This is a genomic window from Delftia sp. NA_296.1 (assembly GCF_052692095.1).
Genome location: NZ_JBQZGF010000002.1, coordinates 70,959 through 82,520, shown reverse-complemented (window position 1 = coordinate 82,520; position 11,562 = coordinate 70,959). Strand labels below are relative to the sequence as shown.

General features: G+C 71.1%; 9 protein-coding genes. 3 read left to right on the top strand and 6 right to left on the bottom strand.

Going from position 1 to position 11,562, the window contains the following annotated elements; all coding sequences use genetic code 11:
* Window positions 1-13 precede the first annotated feature (13 nt).
* From ACUTR7_RS04860 to ACUTR7_RS04850, 3 genes are all read left to right on the top strand, one after another.
* Window positions 14-1,198: a M20 family metallopeptidase gene (locus ACUTR7_RS04860; RefSeq protein ID WP_034390363.1), complete on the top strand. Its 1,185-nt coding sequence runs from the start codon at window positions 14-16 to the stop codon at window positions 1,196-1,198.
* 14 nt (window positions 1,199-1,212) lie between these two features.
* A complete protein-coding gene (locus tag ACUTR7_RS04855; RefSeq protein ID WP_013804170.1) occupies window positions 1,213-2,229 on the top strand; it encodes a Bug family tripartite tricarboxylate transporter substrate binding protein in 1,017 nt (338 codons plus the stop codon).
* A gap of 76 nt (window positions 2,230-2,305) precedes the next feature.
* Window positions 2,306-3,334, top strand: coding sequence for a Bug family tripartite tricarboxylate transporter substrate binding protein (locus tag ACUTR7_RS04850; protein ID WP_180318104.1), 1,029 nt, complete (start codon window positions 2,306-2,308; stop codon window positions 3,332-3,334).
* Window positions 3,335-3,338: 4 nt separating this feature from the next.
* Here the strand turns inward: ACUTR7_RS04850 and ACUTR7_RS04845 are convergent, their stop codons facing one another.
* The 6 genes from ACUTR7_RS04845 to ACUTR7_RS04820 all read right to left on the bottom strand — a co-directional run bounded on the left by ACUTR7_RS04845 (window position 3,339) and on the right by ACUTR7_RS04820 (window position 11,553).
* A complete protein-coding gene (locus ACUTR7_RS04845; RefSeq protein WP_445608269.1) occupies window positions 3,339-4,328 on the bottom strand; it encodes a Bug family tripartite tricarboxylate transporter substrate binding protein in 990 nt (329 codons plus the stop codon).
* 61 nt (window positions 4,329-4,389) lie between these two features.
* Window positions 4,390-5,643 (bottom strand): alkyl sulfatase dimerization domain-containing protein, encoded by a 1,254-nt coding sequence (locus ACUTR7_RS04840; RefSeq protein WP_445608268.1) that lies wholly within the window; start codon window positions 5,641-5,643, stop codon window positions 4,390-4,392.
* Window positions 5,640-6,989, bottom strand: a complete 1,350-nt coding sequence (locus ACUTR7_RS04835; RefSeq protein ID WP_445608267.1) for a DUF1254 domain-containing protein — start codon at window positions 6,987-6,989, stop codon at window positions 5,640-5,642. Before ACUTR7_RS04835 ends, ACUTR7_RS04840 begins: the two co-directional genes overlap by 4 nt.
* Before the next feature lie 8 nt (window positions 6,990-6,997).
* Window positions 6,998-8,383, bottom strand: coding sequence for a DUF1254 domain-containing protein (locus ACUTR7_RS04830; protein WP_445608266.1), 1,386 nt, complete (start codon window positions 8,381-8,383; stop codon window positions 6,998-7,000).
* Between the two features lie 24 nt (window positions 8,384-8,407).
* Window positions 8,408-9,430 carry a Bug family tripartite tricarboxylate transporter substrate binding protein gene (locus tag ACUTR7_RS04825; protein WP_238003756.1) on the bottom strand — a complete coding sequence of 341 codons (1,023 nt, stop codon included), beginning with the start codon at window positions 9,428-9,430 and terminating at the stop codon, window positions 8,408-8,410.
* Entirely contained in the window at window positions 9,427-11,553 is a 2,127-nt protein-coding gene (locus ACUTR7_RS04820; RefSeq protein ID WP_445608265.1) for an acetate--CoA ligase family protein, read from the bottom strand. The genes ACUTR7_RS04825 and ACUTR7_RS04820 overlap by 4 nt, the downstream gene beginning before the upstream one ends.
* Window positions 11,554-11,562 lie beyond the last annotated feature (9 nt).

Genomic DNA, 11,562 nt, shown 5'->3' with positions numbered 1-11,562 from the left:
TGGAGATTCCACCATGCACGATACCCTCGAACAAAGCCGCGTGCAGCAGCGCGCGAGACTGCTGGACTGGCTGGGCGGCCAGCAGCAGGCCATGCAAGATCTGTTGCACAGGATTGTCGATATCGACAGCGGCAGCCGCGATGAAGCCGGCATCCTGGCCGTGGCCCAGGCGCTGCGCGAGCGGCTGGAGGCGGCCGGCGTGGCCGTGCGTTTCGAGGACGTGCCCGGCTACGGCGTGCTGCTGCATGCCGATGTCGTCGGTCCCGACGGGGACGGCCCGGCCGAAGGCGCGCCCATCTATCTGATGGGCCATATGGACACGGTCTTCCCGGCGGGCACCGTGGCGCGCCGCCCCTTCCGCGTGGAAGAGGGCAGGGCCTACGGTCCCGGCGTGGCCGACATGAAGTCGGGCCTGGTGCTCAACGTCTTCGTGGCCGAGGCCTTTGCGCGCTGTGGCGGCCTGAAGGCGCCGCTCAAGCTGTTCTTCTCGTGCGACGAGGAAATCGGCTCGCCCGCCACGCGCCAGACCATCATGGACACGGTGCGCGGTGCGCGCGCCGTCTTCAACGCCGAGCCGGGCCGCGTCAGCGGCAACCTGGTGACCAGCCGCAAGGGATCGATGGCCGTGGAGTTCGAGGTGCAGGGCGTGGCCGCCCATGCGGGCATCAACCACGCGGCCGGCGCCAGCGCGCTGGAGGCCATGGCGCGCAAGCTGCTGGCCCTGCATGCGCTGACCGATCCCGCCACGGGCACGACCACCAATGTGGGCGTGCTGCAGGGCGGCATCGTGCCGAACATGGTGGCGCCCCACGCCAAGGCCGAGCTCGATGTGCGCTACACGGCCCAGACCGATCCCGATGCGCTGATGGAGCGCATCCGCGCCATCGTGGAGGAAGAGTCCGTGCCCCGCACCCAGGGCCGCGTCACCGCCGTGCGCCGCACCCTGCCCATGGCGCCCACGCCTGATGCGCTGCTGCAGCTGTACCGGCGCGGCGCGCAGTCGCTGGGCTTTGATGTGCAGGGCGAGTTCACGGGCGGTGCGGCCGACAGCGGCCTGACCGCGTCGGTGGGCGTGCCCACGCTGTGCGCCACCGGCCCCGTGGGCGGCCATCCCCATACCGAGCGCGAGTACTGCGAGCTGGCCACCTTCGTGCCGCGTGCGCAGGCCGTGGCCCTCGCCATCTTTGATCACCCCTGATTGCGCTGATACCCATGAAAAATCTGTCCGTGAACCCCTCCCTGAACACCCGCCGCAAGCTGCTGGGCGCAGGCCTTGGCCTGGCGGGCCTGTCCGCGCTGGCGCCGCTGGCCGCACGCGCCGATGACAAGTACCCCTCGCGCCCGATCACGCTGGTCGTGCCGTTTCCGCCCGGCGGTTCGGTGGACATCATGGGCCGCCAGTACGCAGAGCCCCTGTCGCGCATCCTGGGCGTGCCCATCGTGGTGGAGAACCGGCCCGGCGCGGGCGGCTCGGTGGCCACGCAGTACGTGTCGCGCGCCAAGCCGGACGGCTACACCCTGGTCGTGTCCTCGCAGAGCAGCCACCTGGCCAATCCTCTGACCCAGCCCAAGGTGGGCTACGACCCCATCAAGGACTTCGAGAACATTGCCATCCTGGGCCGCCAGCCCAATGCGCTGATGGTGCATTCCAGCCTGCCTGTGAAGAACTTCCAGGAGTTCATCGAGTACGTGAAAAAGCGCCCCGGCCAGGTCAACTACGGCAGCGCCGGCATCGGCAGCATGGGCCAGCTCAATGTGGAAATGCTCAAGGCCGCCACGGGCATCTTCGCCACGCACATCCCCTACCGTGGCGGCTCGCCGCTGGTCACGGCGGCCATCGGCAACGAGGTGCAGTTCATCCTCGACAACCTGGTCTTCATGCTGCCCCACGTGCAGTCGGGCAAGGTGCGCGCCCTGGTCGTGGCCTCGGAGCAGCGCCTGCCCATGCTGCCCGACGTGCCCACCATGGCCGAGGTCGGCTATCCCCAGCTCAACATGAGTTCCTGGACCGGCATTGCGGCGCCTGCGGGCACGCCCGACGCCATCGTCCAGACGCTGTACAAGGCCATCCGCCAGGCGGCCACGGCGCCGGCCATGGTGGCCAGCCTCAAGGAGCGCGGCGTGGTCGCGCCCGAGGAGATGAGCCCCGCCGCCTTCGAGAAGATGATGGCCGAGCGCCTGAAGCTCTTCGGCGAGGTGGTGCGCAAGGCCCATATCGTGGCCGAGTAAGCAGGGCACGCCCAGGGAGCCCCCAGGGCGCCCTGGATGGCCGGGCGCAGCCGACGTATTTCCATAAGGAGGAGACATGAGCATGACCCCTATCGCCCGCCAGGCTGGCAGCCACCCTTCCCGCCGCCGCGTGCTCGGCGCGGGGCTGGGCCTGGGTGTGCTGGCCCCGCTTGCGGCGCTGGCCGCCGAAGGCAAGGCCGCCGGCTACCCCACGCGCCAGATCAGCTTCATCGTGCCGTTTCCGGCCGGTGGCTCGGTGGACGCCATGGCGCGCCAGTACGCCGAGCCCATGGCGCGCATCCTGGGCGTGCCCATCGTGGTGGAGAACCGGCCCGGCGCGGGCGGCTCGGTGGCTGCGCTGGCCGTGGCGCGCGCCAGGCCGGACGGCTACACCCTGGTCGTGTCCTCGCAGAGCAGCCACCTGGCCAATCCGCTGACCCAGCCCAAGGTGGGCTACGACCCCATCAAGGATTTCGAGAACATCGCCATCCTGGGCCGCCTGCCCAATGTGCTGGTCGTGCCCGCGAGCCTGCCCATCCGCAGCTTCGCGGAGTTCATCGCCTATGCCAAAAAGCACCCTGGCCAGCTCAACTACGGCAGCGGCGGCACGGGCAGCATGGGCCAGCTCAACATGGAGATGTTCAAGGCCGATGCGGGCCTGGACATCACCCATGTTCCCTACCGGGGCGGCACGCTGCTGGTCACCTCGGTGCTGGCGGGCGAGGTGCAGGTGTTCTTCGACAACCTCATCTCCATGCTGCCCCATATCCAGGCGGGCAAGGTGCGCGCCCTGGCCGTGGCCTCCGAGCAGCGCGTGGCACAAATTCCCGATGTGCCCACGCTGGCCGAGGTCGGCTACCCGCAGCTGAACATGAGCTCCTGGACCGGCCTGGCCGCGCCGGCCGGCACGCCTGCACCCGTGGTGCAGGCCCTCTTCAAGGCCGTGCGCCAGGCCGCCACGGCGCCGGCCATGGTGGCCAGCCTGCAGGACCGGGGCGTGACCCCGCCCGAGGAAATGAGCCCCGCGGCTTTCGAGGCCATGATGTCCGACCGCCTCAAGCGCTTTGGCGAGGTGGTGCGCAGGACGGGCATCGTCGCCGAGTGAGCTGCTAGTCCAACTGCACACCCACCTCGCGCACCAGCCGCCCCCAGTCCGCCAGGTCCTGGCGCAGCGTGTCGGCGAATTGCGCGGGCGTGGTCCGGGGCAGATCGGTCAGGTTGAGCTCGCCCAGCTTTTTGGCCGTGGCCGGGTCCTGCAGCAACTGGTTGATGGCGGCGTTGAGCTTGTCCACGATGGGCTGCGGCGTTTTGGCGGGCGCGAAGACGCCGTACCAGGAATAGTTGTGGAACGGGTAGCCCGCCTCGGTCAGGCTGGGCAGGTCCGGCTGGCTGGGAATGCGCTTGTCGCCGCTGTGGGCGATGGCGCGCACGCGGCCCGCACGCACCAGCTCCACGGTGGACGAGGTGTCTGCAAACGCCGCCTGCACCTGCCCGCCCAGCAGGCCCTGCACGCAGGGGCTGCTGCCCTTGTAGGGCACATGCTGCATCTGCAGGCCGGCCTGCTTGAGCAGGAATTCCATGGTCAGGTGCCCGCCCGAGCCCTGGCCCCAGGAGCAGTAGCTGAGCTGGCCGGGCCGGGCGCTTGCATAGGCCACGAACTCCTTGAGCGTGTGCACGGGCAGGTCGCGCGAGACCAGCAGCAGATTGCCGGCGCGGCCGATCTGCGCAATGGGCGCAAAGTCCTTGATCGGGTCATACGGAACCTTGCGGTAGAGGCTGGGGTTCACGGCCATCGACGCCGTGTAGGTGAACAGCAGCCGGTAGCCGTCCGGCGCACTGCGCGCGGCCTGCTCCACGCCGACCAGGCCGTTGGCGCCGGGCCGGTTGTCCACCACGAAGGGCTGCCTGAGCAGCCGGGTCAGGCCTTCGGCAAACACCCGTGCGATGGTGTCCGTTCCGCCGGCGGCGGCCGTGGGCACGATCAGCGTGACGGGGCGGGCGGGGTAGTTGCCGGCATCCTGTGCCGGCTGGGCGTGGCCCGTGCAGGCCATGGCCAGCAGCAGTGCCAGGGCCATGCCGTGCTTCTTCATCATCTTCATGCACTTGTCTCCTTGTGTCGCCTTGTGACGCCTTGTGACGCCTTTCCTGTGCGCGGCCCCGTCAGCGCAGCCCCAGGCGCGCCTGCGTGCCCTGCTCGATCATGTCGGCCCCCACGCGGTAGAGGTTGCGCGAGACATAGCTGTCCACCTCGCGCGCACGCTCGCGCAGCCAGGCGGCCTTGAGGCTGCGGGCCTGGCCGATCTCGGGCGCGTCGCCGGCCGCCGTGGCCAGCACGTCGATCACATGCAGGGCCAGCTGCCACTGGCCCGCGTCGGCCAGTGCCTGGGCGCTGGCCACCAGGCCGGGCTTGTCGGTGATGGCCTCGGCAATGGCGGCGCCTGCGGCCTCGGGCGGGGCCGGGTGCAGCGTGGTCGGGTTGCGGTCCCACCAGCCGTTTTCCGAGCGGTAGATGTCGCGCACGATGTAGCTGGGGTCGCCATAGGTGGGCTTCATCCACTCCACGCCGAACAGCTCCTGCGGATAGTCCATGGCCGCCAGCACCTGCTGCTCGTTCAGGCCCTCGTTCATCAGGCGCACGACTTCGGCGCGCAGCCAGCGCAGCGCCTGTGCGGTGTGCAGCAGCACCTGCTGCACGGCCTGCTCGCCCTCGATCACGGGACCGAACTCGCGCACGGCCTTGAGCGGGCGCAGCGCGGCCATGGCCTGCAGCGTGTCGGCCCAGCGCACGGTGTCGCGCAGCGTGCGAAAGGGCGTGCCGATGTTGGGTATGGAGTCCAGCAGCGCCGCGCCGCCGTACAGCACGCGCTGGCCGGGGCTCCACAGCGCGATGGCGTCGTCGGTCTCGGACGGCGCCCAGAACAGCTCGATGCGGCTGTCCCCGCTGCCTATCTCCAGCCGCGTGTCGAAGGTTTCGGTGGGCTCGTGCATGTCCAGCCGGTGCTCGAAAAAGCCCGCGCTGCGGTTGAACTGGATCTCGGCCATGCGGTGCTGCAGCGCCCGGGTCTCGCGGTAGCGTGCCTGGCGGCGTGGCAGGTTACGGTGGGCGATCAGGCGCGGCACGGGTTCTCCGCGCGCGGCCGCATGCTCCAGCCAGGCGGGCACGCCCGCGTTGTAGCCGATGTGGCCGTGGCTGTAGCACAGCGCATGCACGGGCGCGTCGCTGAGCTGGCGCAGGCTGGCGATCATGTCCTGGCTGACCTTGCCGCCGGGGCCGGCGTCGATCACCACCAGGCCCGCGTCGGTCTCGGCCACGAAGGACTGGCCCTGGCCGCGCAGTATGTGCAGGCCCGGCGCCACGGTTTCGCTGCCGGTGCCCACCAGCAAAAAGGGCTTGTCGTCGTCTCTGGCGCTCATGGGGTCTCCGGGTCTGGTTCGATGGGGGGCAGGGCGTAGCGGCCGTCCAGCAGTTCGGGCCGTGGCATGTAGGCGCGCAGGCACAGGTAAAAGCCTTCGCGCGGCGTGGGCAGCCAGTTGGCGCGGTGGTCTTCGCTGGCCGGTGGCGCGTGGCTGATGTGGATAGTCAACCCGCCATCGCCATCAGTGTCGGGGCGCAGGCCCGGCGTGCGGTCGCCGATCGCATAGCGGTCGATGGGGTTGTCCGCCAGCATGCAGTCGTGGGCGCCGTAGAGGGTCAGGGACCAGAAGGCCTGCACGGGCGGCAGCGCGCCTGGGGCAAAGCGCAGCCGGTAGCGGCGGCTGCCATGCAGGGGCCGGCCCTGGGCGTCATGCCAGGCCAGCGGGTAGATGGCCTCGCGGCTTTCCAGCATGCCGATGTACTTGAGCGCAATTTCGGCGCGGGCCTGGAAGTCGTCGCCAAAACTGCCTTCGACCAGAGCGGGAAGTTCCCAGCCCGAGTCCAGGCGCCGGCCCGTGCTGGCCGCGCGCAGCCGGGGCAGCACGCTGTCCAGGGCGCGTTGCAGTGCGGCTTGCTGTTCCGCATCGGGTGCGCCCAGCCCGGCGCCCAGGCCCACGGCAGCAAAGCGTGCGACCAGTGCGGTGTGTTCCTCTGGTGGCGGGTTGTCGCGCAGCGCGGCATTGACCTGGGCGGCGTAGTACGCAGCGTTGGGCACGGCATTGGGCACGGCGTCGGGTGCGGCCTGGGGATTGCAGTCCGGGTCGAAGGCACGGGCCTGCGAGGGAGTGCCCGCCTGCCAGTCGGCCAGCGGGCGCACCGCAAAGCCGTCCTGCAGCGCGTGCACGGCGGGCAGGTCGTGCTCGCCATCGACCAGGATGCGGCCTATCACCCACAGCCAGGGCGTGGGCGCGGCAATGTGTGCGCCGGGCGCATCGAACGGTGGCGGCAGCGCCCCCTGCCAGCCGGGCGGCGTGACAAGGAAGGAGCGCGCAGCCGTGCCCGTCAGGCGCTGGCCCAGGTGGGCGAAGGGGTTGGTGAAGAAGTCCAGCAGGCCCAGGACGTAGTAGCGGCCCGCCGTGTCGGGCACATCGATCACCAGCGGCCCGGCGCCCAGGTCCAGCCAGGCGTTGGTGTAGAGCGTGTCGTTGTTGGGCGTGACCACGCGGCTGGTGCCGGCGCGCAGCAGCTGGCGTGCATGCACGAACTGGTTGCACCAGCGCAGCGGTGCGGGCGCGGCCTCGCCCGCCGCATTGCGCCGGGGCGAGGTGGCCGCGCGCATGCGGCGCATCTCGTACAGCGGGCATGTGTGGGTGACGGCCTCCTCGGCCAGGGTGCTCAGGTCCATGGCGTGTCTCATGCGGCCACGGGCTGCAGGGGCGGAACAGGCCATTGGTGCGCGCCTGCCTGCGGGTGGTACATGCGCAGGATGAGATAGAAGCGCCCGTGCGGCGTGGGAAGCCAGTTGGCGGCGCCCTGTGCCGGCCGGGCATGGCCCAGGTCGATCTGCAGGCTGCCGTCGGCCTCGCGCAGCAATCCCGGCGTGCGGTCCCCTATGGAGTGGCGGCCGATCTCGTTGCCGTAGAGAAAGCGGTCGGCGTCATACAGGGTGACGGACCAGAAGGCATCGGCCGGCGGCATGTCGGCGGCATCGAAGCGCAGCACATAGCGCTGGCTGCCGTCCAGCGGCTGCAGGCCTGCGTCGTGGTGGGCGGCGGCGTAGATGGCCTCGCTGGTGGCCAGCGCGCCCAGGCCCAGGTAGGCGGTGCGTGCGCGGCCCAGGTACTCGCTGCCGTAGCGGCCGGTGGACGGCGTCATGGTCCAGGGCCGGGGCCGGCGGTTGCGCCCCATGGCGGCCACGGTGCGCACGCCGTCGGCAAAGCCCTCGGTCAGGCCTTCGCGCACGGGCTCCTCCAGTTGCTCCCACGCCATGTGGGCGCTGGCCACCAGGCCGGCCTGGCCGAACCAGGCCAGCAGCCCCTGGTCCTCCTTGCGGCCAGGTGCCTCGGCCAGCGCATGGCAGAGGTTGGCAAAAAAGCGCGGTGCAACCTCGGCCGCAGGCTCCTGGTTCTCGAAGGCGGCCGCCATGGCGTCCACGGGCGGGCCGACCCAGTTCGCGACGGCGGCCGGGCGGCCTCCTTTCGGCGTGCCTGGCGCGGGCTCCAGCCGGATGTCGGCCTGCAGTGCGCGGGCCGCAGGCCAGTCGGGCGCATCGCCCACCACGGTGCGGCCGATGAGCCAGACCAGGTTGCTGGGGCAGTGCACCAGACGGTGGCCGACCAGGTGTTCCGGCACCTGGCCGCCCGGCCCGACCAGGACCACGGTCTCGCCTTCGGGCGCGCAGTTGCGCGGGCCCAGGTTCTCGAAATTCTCGGTATAGGCGTCGTACAGGGCCAGCACGAAATAGCGGCCCGGATGCGCGGCGCTGGAGGGCACGGTCAGCAGGCGCGGGCCGTCGGCCAGGTGGATCCAGGCCAGCGAGTACAGCAGGTCGTTGGCGGGCGTGACCACGTCGCGGTCCTCATGGGTGGAGGGGCGCTGGCTGTGGTGCAGCGTGTCGAAGTCGCCGCGCATGTCCAGGCCCAAACCGGTGGCACGTGCGGCGCCGGCATCGGTCTGCAGGCGGCAGGTGCGGTAGGTCTCTATCAGCGGATAGCCGTAGACAAAGGCAGCCAGGCCGATGGAGCGCGCCAGGGCGCGGCGGACTTCGGGCAGGGAGGGAGGGGTCAGGTTCGTGTCCATTGTTTTCTTCAGGGGATGAGGGGGTCAGTCGAGGGTCACGCCCGTGGAGCGCGCCAGGTCCAGCGCCACGGGCAAAAAGGCGGCGTAGGCGGCGCTGGCCTCGGCCGGGCTGTTGCCCTGGGCCTCCAGGCCCAGCGCCTCGACACGCTGGCGCACCTGGGGCTCGCGCATCACGGCGGCCACCTCGCGGCCCAGGCGTTCGACGATGGCGTCGGGCGTGCGCGCGGGCGCCATCAGCGAGATCGATCCCGTGATGGCATACACGGGCTCGCGGTAGCCCTGCTCGGCAAAGGTGGGCACATCGGGCAGGGCCTTGCTGCGGCGCGGTCCGGCCACGGCCAGGGCGCGCAGCTTGCCGGCGTCGATGAAGGGCTTGAGCGTGGCGGCCGAGCCCAGCGTCATCTGGATCACGCCGCTGATCAGGTCGATGGACATGGGCCCCTCGCCCTTGTAGGCCACGTGCAGCGACTGCAGGCCGTAGGCCTTGTCCATGAAGACCTGGACCTGGTGCGGCTGCGTGCCCGCCCCCCAGGAACCCATGGCGTACTTGCCCGGCGACTGGCGCACGGCCTCGACCAGTCCCTTGAAGTCCTTGGCCGGCACGGCCGGGTTGACGGCCATCACCATGGAGGGCGAGACCACGTCCGAGACCATGCGCAGCTCGGTGCGCGGGTCGTAGGGCAGCTTCTTGTAGAGCACCAGGTTGGCCGTGATGGGCCCGGGCACGGTCAGCAGCAGGGTGTGGCCGTCGGGCGCGCTCTTGGCCACATGCTCGGTGCCGATGATGCCGCCCGCGCCGCTGCGGTTGTCCACCACCACGGGCTGGCCCAGGCGCTTGGCCAGGCCCTCGGCCAGGATGCGCGCCACGGTGTCGGTGGAGCCGCCGGCCTGGTATTGCACGACGATGCGAACGGGCCGGGCGGGATAGCCGTCCTGGGCCAGCGCGGCGCTGCAGGCCAGGGCAAGGCAGGTCAGCGCGGCGGTGCGCAGCAGGGGTGTGTTCATGGTGGCCTCCGGGCGGGAGATGGAATGGGCATTGGCTTTCATGCAGCCTCCCTGCCGATGACCAGCGCATCGACGGCCACGCAGCCGCCGTCCTCGCGCGGGCGGGCGATCAGGGGGTTGATCTCGGCGCTTTCCAGCGTGGCGCCTGCGCGCTGCGCAAAGCCGGCCAGGGCGCACAGCGTGTCGGCAATGCTGTCCAGGTCCACGCGGGGGCGGCCGCGCGCGCCGTCCAGCACGGCAAAGGCCCGCAGCTCGCGCACCATGGCCAGCGCGTCGTCGCGCGTGATGGGCAGCAGGCGCAGCGAGACATCGCGCAGGATCTCGGCATGGATGCCGCCCAGCCCGAACATCAGCACCGGGCCGAATACCGGGTCGCGGTGCACGCCGGCGATGCACTCCACACCGCCCTGCACCATGGGCGCGGCCAGCGCGCCGTCGATGTGCGCATCGGGCCTGGCCTGGCGCGCATTGGCCAGGATGCGGTCGAAGGCGGCCTGGGCGCCGGCCGCATCCGTCAGGTTCAGTGCCACGCCGCCCACGTCGGACTTGTGGGCGATGGCATCGCTGCAGACCTTGAGGACAATGCGTCCGCCCATCTCCTGCGCGGCCTGCACGGCCTGCGCTGCCTCGGCCGCCGTGCGCACCAGCCGGTGCGGCACCACGGGCACGCCGGCCTCGGCCAGCAGGGCCATGCTGCGCTGCTCCGACAGAGTGCCCGCCGGCAGGTGCAGTGCGCTGCCTGCATCGGCCATCGCGGGCAGCGCCTGCGGTGTTTCATGCAGGCGGGCCAGCGCGCCAATGCAGCGTATGGCCGCGCCCGGGTCGGCGAACACCAGGCAGCCCAGCGCCTCCAGCGCATCGCGGCGCTCGGGCGGGCACAGCGTGCTGACGGCCAGCAGGGTGTCGGGATGGTGGGTGCGCAGCGTCTGCACCAGGCTTTGCAGCACGGGCCAGAAGGCGTCGGACAGGCCGCCTGCCGCGAAGAAGCCCAGCCAGCTGTCGAACTGCCGGTCGGCCAGCATCAGGCGGGCGCTGCGCTCCAGCAGCGTCATGTCGTTGGTGACCTGGCCCGTGATGTCCACGGGGTTGCGCGGCGCGGCAAACGGCACCCATTCGCGCAACTGGCGCTGGGCCGCATCGGACAGCGGTGCCACGTCCAGGCCGGCTGCGCTGGCGTCGTCGGCCATCATGGCGCCCACGCCGCCCGAGACCGTGAACAGTCCGATGGACCGCCCCTTGGGGGCCCGCGCGATGGAGGCGCTGGCCGCCAGCGCGAAGAAGTCGGTGATGGAATGCGCGCGCAGCACGCCGTAGCGGCGGAACACCGCGTCATAGACGGCATCGTTGCCCGCCAGCGAGGCCGTGTGCGATGCGGCGGCGGCCGCGCCCAGGGCGCTGGTGCCCACCTTGCACATGACCACGGGCTTGCCGCGCTCCTGCGCCAGGGCCAGGGCCGCGCGCAGCCGGGGGCCGTCGCGGCAGCCTTCCATGTAGGCCATGATCACGTCGGTCTCGGGGTCCTGGGCCAGCCAGGCCAGGCCATCGGCCAGCTGCACATCGGCCTCGTTGCCCGTGGTGGCCCACAGCGACAGGCCCAGCCCGCGCTCGCGCGCCAGGCTGTAGGCATAGGCACCGAAGGCGCCCGACTGGCTGACCATGCCGATGCGCCCGGGCCGCACGAGGCCGCCGCCCGGCGCGGGCGAGAACGTGGCGTAGACCTGGTGGCCGGGGCGCATGAAGCCCAGGCAGTTCGGGCCGATGAGGCGTATGCCCGCCTCCTGCGCGCGCCGCGCCAGCGCCTGCTGGGCGGCCGTGCCGTCGGAGCCGGTCTCGGCATAGCCCGAGGAAAACAGCACCATGGACTGCACGCGCGCGGCGGCCGCATCCTCCAGCACGCCGGCCACCTGCGACTGCGGCACGGCGACGATGGCCAGGTCCACCGGCGCGCCGATGGCGGCCAGCCGCTCGTGCGCGGGCAGGCCCTGCACGCGGCTGGCGCGCGGGTTCACCGCATACAGCGCGCCGCCGTAGCCGAAGCGCAGCAGGTAGTCCAGCGGAATGCCGCCGATCTTGCTGGCCTGGTCCGAGGCGCCGACCACGGCGATGGAGCGCGGCGCGAACAGCGCGTCGAGCCGGGAAGTGTCGAAGCAATGGCTGTCGGTCATGGGTGTCCC